Annotated in this window: 12 protein-coding genes; 4 read left to right on the top strand and 8 right to left on the bottom strand. The window is 66.0% G+C overall.

All coding sequences use genetic code 11. The features are described 5' to 3' along the window. Positions 1–99 precede the first annotated feature (99 nt). Positions 100–1,086, bottom strand: a complete 987-nt coding sequence (locus AZC_RS06750; RefSeq protein WP_012169841.1) for an NAD(P)H-quinone oxidoreductase — start codon at positions 1,084–1,086, stop codon at positions 100–102. After that, positions 1,083–1,631, bottom strand: a complete 549-nt coding sequence (locus AZC_RS06745) for a hypothetical protein (RefSeq protein ID WP_012169840.1) — start codon at positions 1,629–1,631, stop codon at positions 1,083–1,085. Before AZC_RS06745 ends, AZC_RS06750 begins: the two co-directional genes overlap by 4 nt. A gap of 285 nt (positions 1,632–1,916) precedes the next feature. Here AZC_RS06745 and AZC_RS06740 point away from each other — a divergent pair, with 285 nt between their 5' ends. Then, on the top strand, positions 1,917–2,834 hold the full coding sequence (locus AZC_RS06740) for a LysR family transcriptional regulator (RefSeq protein ID WP_012169839.1): 918 nt from the start codon (positions 1,917–1,919) through the stop codon (positions 2,832–2,834). On the opposite strand, the gene AZC_RS06735 is transcribed toward AZC_RS06740, so the two are convergent. The 3 genes from AZC_RS06735 to AZC_RS06725 are packed head-to-tail and all read right to left on the bottom strand — an operon-like array spanning position 2,782 to position 7,183. Next, entirely contained in the window at positions 2,782–3,096 is a 315-nt protein-coding gene (locus AZC_RS06735) for a hypothetical protein (protein WP_043879007.1), read from the bottom strand. The two genes, AZC_RS06740 and AZC_RS06735, sit on opposite strands and share 53 nt — an antisense overlap. Before the next feature lie 54 nt (positions 3,097–3,150). Then, positions 3,151–5,586 (bottom strand): YbcC family protein, encoded by a 2,436-nt coding sequence (locus AZC_RS06730; protein ID WP_012169838.1) that lies wholly within the window; start codon positions 5,584–5,586, stop codon positions 3,151–3,153. Between the two features lie 25 nt (positions 5,587–5,611). Beyond that, positions 5,612–7,183 (bottom strand): proton-conducting transporter membrane subunit, encoded by a 1,572-nt coding sequence (locus AZC_RS06725; protein WP_012169837.1) that lies wholly within the window; start codon positions 7,181–7,183, stop codon positions 5,612–5,614. A 106-nt stretch (positions 7,184–7,289) separates the two neighbouring features. Here AZC_RS06725 and AZC_RS06720 point away from each other — a divergent pair, with 106 nt between their 5' ends. The 3 genes from AZC_RS06720 to AZC_RS06710 all read left to right on the top strand — a co-directional run bounded on the left by AZC_RS06720 (position 7,290) and on the right by AZC_RS06710 (position 11,208). After that, positions 7,290–8,180, top strand: a complete 891-nt coding sequence (locus AZC_RS06720) for a LysR family transcriptional regulator (protein ID WP_043879006.1) — start codon at positions 7,290–7,292, stop codon at positions 8,178–8,180. Positions 8,181–8,380: 200 nt separating this feature from the next. Then, positions 8,381–9,862: an alpha/beta hydrolase gene (locus tag AZC_RS06715; protein ID WP_012169835.1), complete on the top strand. Its 1,482-nt coding sequence runs from the start codon at positions 8,381–8,383 to the stop codon at positions 9,860–9,862. 242 nt (positions 9,863–10,104) lie between these two features. Beyond that, a complete protein-coding gene (locus AZC_RS06710) occupies positions 10,105–11,208 on the top strand; it encodes an alpha/beta hydrolase (protein WP_081433925.1) in 1,104 nt (367 codons plus the stop codon). A gap of 30 nt (positions 11,209–11,238) precedes the next feature. Here AZC_RS06710 and AZC_RS06705 read toward each other — a convergent pair whose 3' ends face one another. The 3 genes from AZC_RS06705 to AZC_RS06695 all read right to left on the bottom strand — a co-directional run bounded on the left by AZC_RS06705 (position 11,239) and on the right by AZC_RS06695 (position 16,027). Beyond that, on the bottom strand, positions 11,239–12,693 hold the full coding sequence (locus AZC_RS06705; RefSeq protein ID WP_012169833.1) for a GntP family permease: 1,455 nt from the start codon (positions 12,691–12,693) through the stop codon (positions 11,239–11,241). Between the two features lie 3 nt (positions 12,694–12,696). Continuing rightward, the gene (locus AZC_RS06700) at positions 12,697–13,737 is read right to left on the bottom strand and encodes a patatin-like phospholipase family protein (RefSeq protein ID WP_012169832.1); all 1,041 of its coding nucleotides are present in this window, start codon (positions 13,735–13,737) and stop codon (positions 12,697–12,699) included. A 184-nt stretch (positions 13,738–13,921) separates the two neighbouring features. Beyond that, positions 13,922–16,027, bottom strand: coding sequence for an alkyl/aryl-sulfatase (locus AZC_RS06695; RefSeq protein ID WP_043879005.1), 2,106 nt, complete (start codon positions 16,025–16,027; stop codon positions 13,922–13,924). Positions 16,028–16,103 lie beyond the last annotated feature (76 nt).

Below are 16,103 nucleotides of genomic sequence, written 5' to 3'. Positions count from 1 at the left end.
GCGCCGGGCGCAGGCGCTCACCCCGGAAAGCGGGCGATGACCTATCTGCCCGTCTGCCCGAGCGGGTCGCGCGTCGCAGGGCGCTGCGATGCAGGCGGGTTAAGGTGAGACCTTCAATACGATCTTTCCGAATCCACCGCCCGCTTCCATGCAGCGATGTGCATTGGCGGCTTCGGACAGCGGAAATACCTCGCCGACCAAAGGCTTCAGCCGGCCATCCGTAAACATCGGCAGCGCGTTTTCCGCGAAGCGCCGGACCATGGCTCGCTTTTCCTCCGCGTCACGCGATTTCATGACGGTGCCGATAATGCGCAGATGGTTATGCAGCAGGACGGAGAGCGGAAGCTCCGCCGTGTCCTTCCCGCCCAGCAGCCCCACCTGAACAAGACGGCCGCCTAGCGCGAGACTGCGGAGGTTGCGGGCGAGATAATCGCCGCCGACGAAGTCGATGATCACATCCACCCCTTGTCCTTGGGTCGCCGCCCGCACGCCCTGTTCAAAATCCTCGGACCGGTAGTCGAACACGCATTCCGCGCCGAGGTTCAGAATGTCCGTGCGGCGCTGGGCATTGGCCGTCGCGAAGACACGGGCGCCGAGAGAATGAGCGATCTCGACGCCGGCGGAACCGACACCGCCGGCGGCTGCGTGGACGAGCACCGTCGTCACGGCGCCGGTCCCGCCCAGATGCACAGCGGCCTCCCAGGCAGTGACGAAGGATTCCATCACCGCCGCGGCACCCGTAAAGTCGAGCGCAGGCGGAATGCGCACCGCCAATCCCCGGTCCACGCGGGCGAATTCGGCGTAGGCGCCTCCACCGACGATCGCCATCACAGGCTCACCCGGCTCGATGTCGGTGACCTCATGGCCTACCGCCACGACTTCGCCGGCCACCTCCAATCCGAGCAGATCGCTCTCGCCATAACTCTGACGTCCGTAATAGCCCTGCCGCTGCAGCAGATCGGCGCGATTGACGCCGGCCGCGTGCACCTTGACCAGAAGATCGCGCGGGCGCACCTCGGGCATCGGCACCTCGGCCAGGCGGAGAACATCCGCCGGACCAAAGGCATCATAGATAACAGCCTTCACTTGGCGGCTGCCTTTGCCATGGCGCGTCGGCCGATGCTCGCGGCGAAAAGCGGCGTTTCCCGCCGGTTGTGATCGCCGCCTGCTTCCTGGCGGGCGATCGCCGCCTGCTCGAAGCTCTGCTTGTGGGCTGCGAGGAAGTCCATGAACACGTCGGTCGGATGCGAGGTGACGCGGTTGGTGTAGCGGGTGCGCCCGCCCTCGATCGCCTCGGCGATGAGTTCCCAGATCACGTTGACCTGCGTGCGCCCGACGGGCGTGAACACGTCGGAGATCGAGTTCATCCGGCAGTAGGCAGGCGTCGCTTCTTCGGCGACGTAGTGCTGGATGACGAGCCCGGTGCCGATCATCTCCACGTTGATCACCATGCGACGGCCATCGTCCTTCGTGGTGACGCCGGAGCCGATGTGATCGGGGGGACAGCAGCGCAGATACTCCGCCTCGGGCAGGGTGAACAGCCAATCGGCGATATCAACCTTCTCGAAGGGAACGTCGATCTCCGCAGAGTACGCCGATTCCGATAGAATTTTGTCGGTGAGGACCTTCATGATTTCATCCTTTTAACTTCAAATAGCGCAGATTTTTTTGCGCTCCAGCAGGCCAGAACAAGGTGCATTCAGACCTCGCCCATAACTCTGGTACGCGAGGTGGAGACGGCATTATTTCGAGATGCCCATGATCACCCTCGTCGCTTGCCAGTTGGAACGCGGCCCGCGGGCCCTCTGCGGCTCGGTTGCGGTGGGGCGCGCGGTGTCGGCACAGCAAATATGCGGGTGTCCAGAACCTCCGATAAGTCATAGGGTTCGGCAAACGGCTTTGCCTGGATCGCAAAGATGAGACCCCATTTCGCCGAATATCTGGCTACCTTTGTGGATGTGGTGCGCGCGGGAAGCTTCTCCGGTGCCGCGCGCCGGCGTGCAGTGACGCCGTCGGCCATCGTCCGCCAGATCGACGCCCTGGAGCGGGATCTTGGCGTTTCCCTGTTCATCCGGTCGACGCGCGCGCTCACGCTCACTGACGCCGGCCAGAGGCTGCACGAGCGGGCCGTGCGCCATCTCGATGACCTCGCGGATACCCACGCGGAGATCGCAGCCTTCGAGGGCTCGGTCACAGGCACTCTGCGCATCGCCTGCTTCCCCACCTTCGGAAAACGCTACGTGCTTCCCGTTGTGGTGGGCCTGCAGGCCAAACATCCCGCCCTGCTGGTCGAACTGGACCTGACGGAGCGGCTGGCCGACCCCGTGGCGGAGCGTCTCGACGTCGTCATCCGAATGGGCGCACTGACCGACAGCACGCTGATCGCGACCAAGCTTGCACCGCTCGCGCGCCTGCTGGTCGCCAGCCCCGCGTATCTGGCACGGGCAGGCACGCCCACAAGCGCGGCGGATCTCTCATCGCATCGGCTGATCGACAAGCTTCACGGCGCTGATCTCCTGGGATGGCGCGATGTACTTGGCTGCCCCGCCGGCTTTGGCGGAAACGGCACCGTGGCGCTCCGTTCCGATGATTTCGAAGCGCAGCGCGCCGCGGCAGAGGCCGGGCTCGGGATCGCATTCCTGTCGAGTTGGGTCGTCGGACCGGACGTGAAGGCCGGAAAATTGATCCGCCTGCTGTCAGGCGACGAGCCCTGGAACCAAGGGCCGTCGGGCGTTTATGCCCTGCGGGCCCTGCCGCAGCCGAGCGCCAAGGTCAAAGCCTTCATTGAAGGGCTGCGGAAAACAATCGGGAGCCCGCCAGTTTGGGAGCCGTGATCGACGCGTTCATCCCAAGCCTCGCCTTGGCGACCGCAGCCTCGCGAATGGTGCCGGCGCGGGGAATCTCTACCGTAAACGTGCCAAGGGCATCGGTATCGATATTCGGCGCCGTGGTGACGACGAGGCCGAGCCTGCCGAGCAGAACCGGCGCGATCGCCGTCTCCTTGCCACGCATGGTCGCCAGCACGCAGCGCTGCCCGGCATAAAGGCCTAGGCGCGCTGCGGCCGTGACGTCCGGCGTTCCCTCGCCAATGCTCACGAAGCACCTCCTTCTTCGGGCGCTTGAAGGCCGCAGGATGCGCGGGACCGCCCTTTACGCGACCTCCCGCACGGAATGCTCATCTGCGTGCTCATCGCCGACGCACGTCTCCCACTGAAGATCGCCGGTATAGCGCCAAGCCATGCGGCCCTTGTCGTCGAGGGCGAACAGATGCAGCCAGAGATTGTCGAACAGCGCCCGGACCTCCGGGTGACGTTCGAGTATCCTTGCGATCGCCTCGCGCGGTGCCTCGATCAGCACGGAAAGCCGAAGGGGCTCATGCGTCAGCCGTTCGCCGTCATGCACTGACTGCCACGGCAGTCCTGCCCGCAAGAGGCCGCCATTGCCCTCGACCACACCGATACCGCCGGTGACGTTGTGAAGGAGTTTGTTGCCTGCCCCGAAGACGTCGGGCGCAACCGTCGATCCGTAATATTGGAGGCTGATCCAGCTGGCGACGACAACCGGCGCCGTCAGGATCAACTCCAGCACGCCGAAGCCGTCGTCGCGCCGCCAGTCATAGTCATGGAGGAAGGCCCGTCCCGCCAGATCGTGCCCCGCAGTCCGTGCCCGCGGCGCCGCGATGAAGGCTTGGCAGCCCGCGAGCGCCCATTCGGGACGAAGCTCGGCCCAATCGCGCGCGCGGTGCGGGATGTCCTGCCCCTGCTTCGCGCGAGGGAGGCGCAGCGCCCGTTCCCCACGCGCGAGAATGCCAGCCGATTTCAGCCACCGCTCTGCCTGATCGACATCCTCGGCATGGGCCGCAGAGGCATGGTCGGCGGCGTAGATGTTGACGTCATCGGTTGTCGTGTCGTGCAGCGCCGCCAGGAACAGCGTATCTTCGGGCACGATGATGCCCCGCTCCGCAAGATCGGCGCGCACCTCGCGGTCGTTGAGCACAGATGCAAGAAGCCGCGCATTCACTTCGCCCGAATACCCGCCGCACGCGCCGCAATGCAGGGCGCTTGCATGGGGATTGTTGACCACATTGGCCCCGTGACCGGCGAGCAGAACGAGCCTCGCGAAGCCTCTCGTGAGCGACATCGCCTTGAGTATGCTCACGGCCATTGTCAGCCGCGTGTCGAGGTCGAGAGCACTGGTCGGCCGCGGGGCTGGATCGTTTGGCGCGGCATGCCGCTTCAGCCCCAGCCCATCGCGCAGAAGCTTGGCGACATAGATCGGGCCTGCGGCCTCAACGAAAGCGAACGAGGAGATGGCGGCCAGCTTGAAGCGTCCCCATGCCCGCTCGACGCGGGCGGTGATCCGCGCGGCCAGGTCCGAGCTTGTCACTGCCGGCGTGGCCTCTCCCGAGCATGTGAAGATGCCCGGCTTCAGCAGCACCGGCAGACGCGCCTCCACGACGTCCGAGCCGAACCGCCGATGGCCGATTCCCAGCCCGAAGAACCCCGCGAAGCCCAGCGTCCGGATGCCGGGATCGAGGCTTTCCAACGCCCGCCGAAACACTTCCGAGCGCACGTCGATGCAGAATGCCATCTGCAACGTGGGGCGACCATCTGCCACCCGGGCCGGAGATGTTCCGGTGAGACAGGCGCCGAGCCGCCATTGCGCCGCGCGCTCGGCGGCCTCCTGCAGAATGGCGTCCACGACATCCTCAGGAGTCGCAGAGACAGGCTCGGCATAGGCAGCGATGGCAGCCTTCCATTGAGCCTCGACCACGGGGCCGAATTTGCGCAGCAGAGCCGCCTCCCAGATCAAGCGGATGGTGAGGAGATCGGTCACGGACGCATCGGTGTTGCCGGTGAGTTCGGCCTGCCAGAGGCGATAGCGGGCGAGTTGGCTCCAGCCGCCGAGCGTCGTCAGAAGCCGATGGAAATAGCTTTCCAGCGCCGGCCCGCAGAGCCCAAGACGGGCGACGCATGCGATGATTGCGTCTTCAGCATTTGCCGGCGCATCCGCAACGCTCTGTGCGAAACCTTCCAGGCCGGCGATCTCAGGCGTGAGATCGTGGGTCGCGATGATGCGCCATGCGCTGTAAGCGGCCCCCTGTTGTCCTTTGGCCCAGAGCGCCTGCCCCTCATCGAAGTAGCTGGAGGCCCAGTGACTGATGCGGTCATTGACGATGGCCGGCCAGTCGATCCCGGCGACGTCGCGTGCCAGATCGGCGAGCGTCGGGATCGCGTGCGGTTCTGGACGTTCAGACTGGACGGCCCGCTTCAATGAGGCGAACGTCTTCGGCCGAAGCGCTGCGGGAGCGCTTTCAAAGGCAGCGCGCAGATCTTCTTCGGCGATCTCACCGGACCGCAAACGGTCCGCGTACCAGGACCGCGGCATGGTCAGCGGGATGCCCGCCACCCGCCGCAGACGGCTCGCCGCAGTCGCGAGCGGCTCGCCCGTCTGGCCGAGGAAGGGATTGACCGCGACGCTCGAGGCCAAGGGCCAAAGGGGGGGAATGGCGCGCGCCGCCCGATTGGCCGCCTCGAGAAGCACATCGGGAGACGGCAGCGGCGATCCGGGAGTGGTCATCAACATGGGTCTTGTCCTTATTCCTGTGGGTTCACGACGCCTTGGGGACAGACCAGCCGCCGAGGACGCGATCGATCGTGGCGTTGACGTAAAGGCCGTTGGAGAGATGGACGCGAAGTCCGGCGGCGGCGGGGTGCGATGCCCAGAGCGGGAACAGCGCCTGCGCCACTGCGGCGGCCCCGAAGCTCAGCACCGCCAGCGCCATCAGCGTCCACTCCAGCCGTCCCGGTGCCGGCGTCGCGGGGAGAACCCCTGCGGTCAGCCATTCGGCTGCGGTCTGGAGCGCGAAGTAGCCGATCGCAGCGGCGCTGGCGTAGATCGCCGTCCTGCGTGTCAGGGGATGGGGCGCCGCATCGGCAAGGCCCTGGGCCAACAGGTAGGCGACACCGAAGATCAGGATGGTGCCGAGCGCGAGCGCTTGCGGTGATTTATGTTCGAAACCGAAGGTGAACCCGAAGGCTGCGCCAATCCCCGCGTAGATCGCGAGTGCGATCAGGAAGGCGCGGACTACCGCCAACCCGTTCGGAACCGCGACAGGCCCAGGCCGGCGAATGGACGCGACCTGCTCCACGGCCCCGCCCGAGGCGAGGAACGCGTGCGCCTTGTAGAGCGAGTGAGCGACGATGTGGAGCAGCGCCAGCGGAAACAGCGCCAGACCACACTGGAGCGTCATGAACCCCATTTGCGCGACCGTCGACCAGGCGAGCGAGGTCTTGACCGCAGGCTGCGTCAACATCACGAGCGCGCCGAACAACGCAGTGAACCCGCCGAGCATCGCCAGCACGGCGAGCACGCCGGGGGCTGAAACCATCAGATCGGCGAAACGGATCAGCAGGAAGCCGCCGGCATTGATCACGCCGGCATGAAGCAGGGCCGAGACCGGCGTCGGCGCCTCCATCACCTCGGTGAGCCAGCCATGGGTCGGGAACTGCGCCGATTTCAGGATGGCGGCGAGCGCGAGCATGGCGGCGGCCGTTACGATGAGCCAGGAGCCCTCGCCCGTGCGGGCTTGTGCATTGATCGTCGCGATATCGGTCGTCCCGAAGCTCACCCAGATGAGACCGATGGCCGTGAGGAGTGCGGCGGCGCTGATCGACGAGAACAGACGCTTCTTGCGGGCGGCCCGCTGCGCCGCCCGACGATCGGGATAGAACAGCAACAGGCGATGTAGCGCCGCGCTGGTTGCGACCCACGCCGCGACCAATTGGACGACGTTGCCCGCCTGGACGAGGAGAAGGACTGCCGCGAGCGCCGTGCAAAGCCAGCCGATGAAATAACCCTGCCGCGCCTCGCCATCGAGATAGGTGCGGGCGTATCTCACCACGATCCAGCCGATGAACGTGACGAGGAGGAGCATCGTTACGCTGACCGCATCGAGCCTCACCGACAGGCCGATGCCCGCCCATCCGATCAGCCCGCTGGCGCCGGGACCGCGAAGGATCAGAACCGCCAGCGATGCCAGGGCGACCAGCAGTCCGCCAAGCGCGGCCGCTTCTGCGCAGACGGGCACCAGGGGTGGGCGCCGCCCCTTCCGCATGAAGCCGAACGCGGCCGCCCCCAGCAGCAGGAGCGGTGCGCAAAGTGGAAGCAGGTAAGGTGACAAGGCGGTTCCCCTGTAGTCGTGACAGTCGGGAAGCCTTGGATATCGATCGCAGGAAGCGAATTAAAATTCATTGTCGGCGCAAAATCGTTCGCTAATATCGAACGTTATGTCCTCGCTGAATTACAACCATCTGCGCTATTTCTGGGCGGTGGCGCATGACGGCAACCTGACCCGCACTGCGGAGCGACTGAACCTCACGCAGTCCGCCCTGTCGGTGCAGATCCGCAAACTTGAAGACCGACTGGGCCATGCGCTGTTTGAACGCCGGGGCCGGCAGCTTCATCTGACTGAGGCTGGAAAGATCGTTCTCGATCATGCCGACGCGATCTTCGCCACGGGCGATGAGTTGCTGGGTACGCTTCGGCAGACCGGAGCGGCCCGGCAGGCGCTGCGCGTCGGTTCGCTCGCCACGCTGTCGCGCAACTTCCAGATGGAGTTCCTGCGTCCGGTGCTTGGCCGCACGGATATCGACCTCGTTCTGCGATCGGGCAGCGTCGGTGAGCTGCTGCGGGCGCTTGAGGCGCTCAACCTCGACGTCGTTCTGCTGAACCAGGCACCGCCCGGCGACGCCCTGACCCCCTTCGTCACGCATCGGCTTGCGGAGCGTCCCGTCAGCCTGGTGGGAACTCCCGAGCGGCTGCGCCATGCCGCGAGCTTCGCGGATCGGCTTCGAAGCCACCCCATAATCCTGCCGACGGTGGACAGCAGCGTGCGCATCGGGTTCGACGCGCTCGCCGATCGCCTCGGCGTCAGGCCACAGATCGTGGCGGAAGTCGAGGACATGGCGATGATGCGTCTTCTCGCCCGGGAGGACATCGGGCTGGCCGTTCTCCCGTCCATCGTCGTGAAGGATGAGATTGCCGCAGGCGTGCTGGTGGAAGGCGATCAGTTGTCAGACATCGTGGAGACGTTCCACGCGGTCACCATGTCGCGACGGTTCCCCAATCCCCTGGTCAAGCTTCTCCTTCAACCCACGGGCACATCGGGAGATAACTGACGCTGGTGCGGACCCCGGTCGCACCGTGACCGGTCAGCCATATGAGCCGGTCTCGCATGCACCCCAGGAGCGACAACCGAGGTCGGTGCGCGAGACCACGGCTTCTTCTGGTAAACAGAGAGCGCGGACGGGCACCTGCCGACAATGGACGCCGTATGCCCGCAGACATATAGCCAGGAAGGCCCAGGGTCGCCCACGCCATGCGCAGACGCCTCCTCTTCCCCCTCATCTGCGTTGTGGGCGCTGTCGGGCTGATCGCCCTCACGCTGCTCGGCGTGCGCATCTATGCCAGTTTGCAGGGGCCACCGCTGGAGCCTTGGCACACCCTTGTGCCGCATGAATTGAGCCTCGCCGAACTGGATCGCGCGGACTGGTCCGTCTATCTCGCGGCCGAGAACCGCGCCTTTGCGGAGGTGCGCGCCGAAGTAACCGGCAAGCTCGATGCAGAGGAGCGCATTCCCACCAACCGCTATTTCGCGGGCAGCCCCATCTACCCCGGCCACTTCCAGCAGGACTGGAACCGCTCCTTCGTGCTGGAGCCGGACGGACCGGTCCGTGGGGCGGTAGTCCTCCTCCACGGTCTCACGGACTCGCCCTATAGCCTGCGCCACGTGGCGAAGCTCTATGCGGAGCGCGGCTTCGTGAGCATCGGGTTGCGCCTGCCGGAACACGGCACCGTGCCCGGCGCGCTGACCTCGTCCCGCTGGGAGCGCTGGCTTGCCGCGACCCGCCTCGCCATGCGCGAGGCGCGCCGCCGCGCGGGGGCGGACGGGCCGATCCATCTCGTGGGTTATTCCAACGGGGCGGCGCTGGCGCTCATGTGTGCGATCGACGCTCTCGACAATCCGGCACAGCCGCGGGCGGATCGCATCGTGCTGCTCTCCCCCATGGTCGGGATCACCGTATTCGCGCGGTTTGCGGGGTTGGCCGGGCTCCCTGCGATCCTGCCGGCCTTCGCCAAGACGGCCTGGCTCGGCATCCTGCCCGAATACAATCCCTTCAAGTACAATTCCTTCCCGGTGAACGCCGCGCGCCAGTCCTACGAATTGACGCAGGCGCTGCAAGGCGCCCTGCGCGACCACGCCCAGAGAGGAGCGCTGCAAGCCTTCCCGCCGGTGCTCACCTTCCAGTCGCTGCTGGATGAGACCGTCCGCACGTCCGCCGTTTTGAGCAGCCTGCACAGCGTCCTGCCCGAGGGACGCAGCGAACTGGTGCTGTTCGATCTCAACCACAATGCCAAGCTGGACGCCCTGCTGCGGCCTACGGTGCGTGCCGAAATGGCGCGGCTCATGCCAGCCGAGCCGCGGGATTTCCGCGTGACCATCCTCACCAACGCCAGCCCCAACGATGCGGCAGTGGAGGAGCGCACCTACGCCCCACGGGCGGTCGTGCCGCAGGTGCGATCACTGGGCCTATTCTATCCCCGCGACGTCTTTTCCCTCTCCCACATTGCCATCCCCTTCCCGATGGATGACGGGCTCTACGGGATGGAGCCCTCGGCCCTGCCGACCGAGGATTTCGGCATCCATCTCGGGTCCTTCGCGGGGCGGGGGGAGCGCGGCTCACTGATCATGGGATTGGACGTGCTGGTCCGCATGACCGCCAACCCCTTCATGCCCTATCTGCTGGAGCGGATCGGCGCGGAGATTACCGCCCCGCGCGGGGCACCTGCGCCGCGATGATACGCCTGAGGGTCGGCCCTGGCGTGAACACCAGGCCCTGGGGCGGGCCCGTGTTGACCGGCCCGGCGGCGGGCGCGATTACGAACCCGCGCGGGCGTGACATTCAGCTTATCGCGAAAGTGTATTAGGGTCATGCTGCAAGCCAAGCGCGCTCCCTCGGAGCCTGCGGGGCTGGGGCAGCGGGGGCGTGAGCGGCTGTGGCGGCTTGGACTGTGGGGTGGCGCGCAGCGGCATGCGCCCTGATGCTGGCGGTGTGCGGCTGCGCCCGTACGGACGGCGCTCTGACGCCCGTGGCGGCCGGCGCAGCCGGCACCGACACGGTCGACATGCTGGTTGCCACCACCCGCGCGCCCTCAGACCGGCCCGGCGTGATTTTCAATGGCGAGCGCGGCGCGGGCCTCTCCTTTGCCAATATCGTCGTGTCGATCCCGCCCGAGCGCGCGCCCGGCACCATCCAGTGGCCGCAGCAGGGACGGGCCGATCCGGCGCGGGATTTCGCGGTGACCACCCTCACCCCCGTGCCGCGCTCCGGCGTGCTGGACTGGTTCAAGAACGTGACCGACGGCAAGGCGCGGCGGCGCGTCCTGATCTTCGTCCACGGCTTCAACACGCGCTTCGACTCTGCGGTGTTCCGCTTCGCCCAAATCGTCCACGACACCCGTGCGGACATGGCGCCGGTGCTGTTCTCCTGGCCCTCGCGGGGCCAAGTGTTCGATTATGTCTATGACCGCGAGAGCACCAATTATTCACGCGACGATCTGGCCTCCGTGATGCGCACGGCGGCCCGCAGCCCCTACGTGAGCGAGGTCGTGGTGATGGCTCATTCCATGGGCGCCTGGCTTACGGTGGAATCCCTGCGCCAGTTGGCCCTGCAGGACGGGCGGGTACCGGCCAAGGTCTCGAATGTGATCCTCGCCTCGCCCGATCTCGATCTCGACGTGTTCCGCCGCCAGGTGATGGAGATGGGCAAGGATCGTCCGCGCATCACCATCTTCGTTTCGCGTACCGACAAGGCGCTGGAAGTCTCCCGCTTCATCGCCGGCGGCGTGACGCGGGTGGGCGCCGTGGACCTGACCCAGCCAGAGAATCTCGCCCAGTTGGAAGTGGCGCAGGGCATCGTGGCGGTGGACCTGTCCGCGCTTCAGAATGGGGACGCGCTCAATCACAGCAAGTTCGCGACCAGCCCAGACGTGGTGCAGTTGCTGGGCGACCGGCTCCGCGCCGGCCAGGAGATCGAAGGCGCCCAGCCGACCAGCGGCGCGGAGGCCGCGCAAATGGTGGGGGCGACGGTTGGTTCGGTCGCCGCCGCCCCGATCCTGATCTTCACCGGGGGCGCCGGCAACTGAGTGTGCGCGCGGGATAGAAGACCGCCCCGTTCAGAACGAGCCGATCGTGCTGCCGAGGACGATCACTGCTGCCAATGCCAGGAGGGCGCTCACCACCGCCACCATGACGATGTCGAGATAGCTCTTGGCATGGGTGGAGCCACAGACCGCCAGCAGCGTCACCACCGCACCGTTGTGAGGCAGGCTGTCCAGCGTGCCCGAGCCGATCACCGCCACGCGGTGCATCAAAGCGGGATCGAGGCCGGTGGTGGCGGCGATCTTCATATAGGCCGGGCCCAGCGCGTCGAGGGCGATGGTCAGGCCGCCGGAAGCGGAGCCGGTGAGCGCGGCGAGGATATTGGTGGCAACGGCCAGCGACACCAGCGGGCCGCCTTCGATACCCAGCACCCAAGTGCGCACCAGTTCGAACGCGGGCAATGCCGCCACCACCGCGCCGAAGCCTACGAGGCTCGCCACACTGAAGGCGGGCAACACCGCGGCATTGGCGCCCGCATCCATGCTGCTGCGCAGGTTCGGCAGACGGCGGAAATTGAGCGCGACCAGGGTGAGGATGGCCGCGGCCAGGGCGGTCGCCACCGACCACACCCCGCCCACCGCTGAGAGCGTCGTGGCGCCCCAGCGCGCCTCCGCCAGGAAGCTCACGTCGAGCCGCGGCAGCACGGCCATGGACATGACGAGATTGACCGCCACCACCACAATGAGCGGCAAAGCGGCAATGATCACCGGCGGGCCTTTGGGCGCGTGGGCGCCGTGGCGGATCTCCGCCGTGTCGAATTCGTGCGATGAGGTGGCGCGCTCGCGAATGAACGGGTCGTCGGCCACCTGCTCGGTGTCGAGCGGCGTCGCGTCACCGAAACCCTCGCCCCTGGCGCGCGCGATGCGCTCGGCACGGCTCAGCCACCACATGCCGAAGCCCAGCATGATCAGGGAGGCGATGAGGCCGAGCCCGGGCGCCGCGAACGGCGTGGTGCCGAAGAAGGGCATGGGGATGGCATTCTGGATCGCCGGTGTTCCCGGCATGGCAGACATGGTGAAGGTGGAGGTGCCGAGCGCGATCGCCGCCGGCATCAGCCGGCGCGGAATGCCCGCGGCGCGGAACAGGGCCTGGGCCATGGGGGCCAGCACGAAGAAGGCCACGAACAGGCTGACGCCGCCATAGGTGACGATGGCCCCGGCCAGCACCACGGCGAGGATCGCGCGCTTCTCGCCCAGCCGACGGGTCATCTCGTCGGCGATCACCGTCACCGAGCCGCTGTCATCCATCAGCTTGCCGAACAGCGCCCCGAGCAGGAACAGGGGGAAGAACTGGGCGATGAAGGTGGCGGCATTGGACATGAAGGTCTGCGTCCAATGGGCCAGCAGCGGCTCCCCGGAGAAGCCCGCGGCCACCAGAGCGGCAGCGGGCGCGAGGAGCAGAATGCTCCAGCCCCGGAAGGCGAGAAACAGCAGCAGCGCAAGGCCGAGGAAGATGCCGAGCAACCCCACCGGTCACACCCCTTCCAGCAATTGATCGAGATCCAGGGTGGAACGCTTGCCGATGTCCGCCCCATCGCGCTCGAGAAAGTCCTCTGCCGCCTTGCGCCCCTCGGCTTTCAGCATGGAGAGAAATTCCCATTCCGCATTGAGCTTGGAGGAGGAGCCGAGCGTCGCCATGAGCGGATTGCGCACCATATGGACGCGCATTTTTGCCCATTGCGCGCCCTCGGTGTTGCCGGGGTCTGCCACCTGACGGAGCATGGCGATCATCCGCAGTTCCTTCAGCAGCACAGCGTTGAAGGAGACCTCGTTGAGGCGGTTGAGGATGTCGCGCGCCGTGCTGGGCGTGCCCGGCCGCTCCACCGGGTTGATGGGGATGAGGATGGTGTCGTCGGAATCCAGCTCGCGCACCAAAGGCGTGATGGTGGGATTGCCGGAGTAGCCTCCGTCCCAATAGCTCTCGCCCTCGATCTCGACGGCCTGGAACAGCGTGGGCAGGCAGGCGGAGGCGAGCAGCACGTCCGGGGTGATCTCGGCATTGCGGAACACCCGCCCGCGTCCCGTGCGCACGTTGGTCGCCGTTATGAACAGGCGCACCGGCGAGCGCTTCAAACGCTCGAAGTCGATGAGGTCCTCAAGGATGCCGCGCAGAGGGTGGGAATTGCCGGGGTTCAGGTCATAGGGCGAATAGAGCCGGGAGATCAGGTCCAGCGTCACATAGAGGGGGGAGTTGTCGAGGGTCCAGCGGCCCAGCATCTTGTCGACGGGGCCCCGCTGGAACGGGCTGAAGCGCGCCGCGTCCGCCACCCGCCGCCAGTAATGGTCGAGCGCCAGGCGGGCCGCACCAGGACCGCCCGCGGCATAGCCGTCCGCCAGCACGGCGGCGTTCATGGCGCCGGCCGACGTGCCGGATATGCCGTCGATCTGCAGCCAGTCCTCCTCGAGGAGACGGTCGAGCACGCCCCATGTGAAGGCCCCGTGCGATCCGCCGCCCTGGAGGGCGAGATCGACCAGCACCGGCGCGCGGCCGCTGGGGTTAGATCCGGTCTGCATCGTGCCTCCACTTCCGGACTTCTTCCGGGCGCGGGCGTGTCCGGCGACGCCGGACGCCGCCGGTCACGAATTCCCGGCCACTTTCGATGTCCGTCAAGACCGTGCTTGGTGGCGGGCCGTGGCGCAAGCTTTTCCGGCGCCACCGCACCCGGGTTTCTGTCGCCGCTTCTGCCTGAGCGGGCCGCTACTCCGCGATGATCTTTTCGGGCACGGCCTCGAAACCATCGGCAGCGACGACCTCCTTGGCCTTTGCGGCGGTTCCCGGCATCACCTCGAAGCGGGGATCGAAATCGATCATGGTCGCCGCCAGCTTCGCCAGAATGCTGACGTCGCCTGTGACCTTCGCGGTGCCGTCGGCAATCTGCGCCGCAAGGGTCTTTGTCCCCATCATCGTCTGTTCGAGGTCTGAACGATTGATGGTCAGTGTCAGATCGGGCTTCTCGGCCTGGAAGCCGGCGATGTTGGTCAGCGTGGCGTTGTCGAGCTCGATAATGAACTTCTCGCCGTTGTCGGGCGTCACCAGATTGATGGTGAAGCGCAACCCTTCCGCCTTCCGGCTGTCCATGCGGATGCCGAGGAAGTTGAGGAACAGCTCGGTCGTCATCGCCCGGATCACATCGGGGCTGGAAGAGCTCACCTTCTCGCCCTGGGAGATACCGGACCGCAACTCATAGGCGCCGTTGAGAAAGCTGTTCCGCAGGCCGGGATTTTCCTGCTGGTAGCCGATCTGCTCGAAGATGTCTGCCAGCAATTCCTTCGCCTCCGTATTCTGAGGCTCGGCCTGTACCAGTTTGTTGACGATCTCGACGGCAAGCATGTACTTGCCCTCGTCATGCAGGGCACGCCCCCGCGCAATGATCTTCGCGCTGCCACCCATCATCTCGACATAGAGTGGCGCCGAATCCGAGGGCGAGAGCGGGATGAGCGTCGCCGGGTTGCAGTCCCAGAAGCCCAGATAGCGCTGGATCACCCCGCGCGCATTGTGCTGCGGGGAGCCATGATAGCCGCGGCAATCCCACCGGGCCTGAAGGCTTTTCGGCACCTCATAGACGTTGTGGATCTCATTGATCGTCACGCCCTGGTTCGCTAGGTGCAGTACCTGATTGTTCATGTTGGCGTAGAGGTCGCGCTGGCCGCGCAGGATCTCCTGGATGCGCGCATTGCCCCAGCGCGGCCAGTGATGGGAGGCGAACATCACCTCGGCCTGGAGGCCGAAGCGATAGAGCGCTTCGGAAATGTATTTCGACCAGGCGAGCGGATCACGCACCTGAGCGCCGCGCAGCGTGTAGATGTTATGAAGCGTGGCGGTGACATTCTCCGCCATCCATAGCGCCTTGAGATCGGGAATCCAGGTGTTCATCTCCCGCGGCGCTTCGGTATTGGGGGTGTTCTGGAACACCATCCGGACGCCATCGACCTCGAACTCCTCGATGGGCTCGCGGACGAAACGCGTCGGCGCGATGAGGCCCACGCTGCCGGCCGAGACGCGCGTTCCGAGGCCCTGTCCCACATAGCCGTGCGGCGCTGCCTTGAGCAGCAGCCCATACTGGTAGAACAGACGGCGGTTCATGGCGTTGCCGGCATAGACGTTCTCGGAGACCGTGAAGTCCATGAAGTCGATGGGGGCGATGATCGGGATCTTGCCGGAGCGCACGTCCGCCTCGTCCACGATGCCTCGCACGCCGCCCCAGTGGTCGCCGTGGGTGTGGGAATAGATGATGGCCGAGACCGGGAGCCCCTCGCCCTTGTGCGCCTGGAACAGGCGCCACGCCGCGCGGGCCGTCTCCGCCGAGACCAGGGGATCGAAGACGATCCAACCGGTCTTGCCACGCACAAAGCTGATGTCGGAGAGATCGAACCCGCGCACCTGATAGATGCCCGGCACCACTTCATAGAGCCCGTAATTGTTGTTGAGCCGCGAGATGCGGTGCAGCGAAGGATGGATCGAGTCGAATTCCTGTTGCTGATCCAGGAACTGGAAGCTGTTCATGTCCCAGGCGACGTGCCCACCATCGGCCGCAATGACCATCTCGGTCATGGGAGCGATGAGGCCGCGCTTCTGTTCGTCAAAATCGCGGGTATCGTGAAAAGGAAGCCCCTCGCGCGCCGCCTTCAGCACCGCCACCGTGTGCCTCGAGGGCGCCTTGCCCCTCGGATGGAAGTGGCCCGCCGCCGGCGGAGCAGGCGTGTCGGCACGGGCCGGCGTGCCCTCCAGCAGAAAATTGCCTCCGATGGCGAAGGCGGCGGCGGAAGCGGGACCGGACTTCAGAATATCTCGCCGGGAAACCATTGGCATTCCTCTTTTTACCAAGACTCAAAGCAAGCAATGTTCTTTTGGTCTTCGCTGGAAGCGGTACGATCCGACG

Source organism: Azorhizobium caulinodans ORS 571 (assembly GCF_000010525.1).
Classification (GTDB): Bacteria; Pseudomonadota; Alphaproteobacteria; order Rhizobiales; family Xanthobacteraceae; genus Azorhizobium; species Azorhizobium caulinodans.
This window is presented reverse-complemented; position numbering and strand designations above follow the sequence as displayed.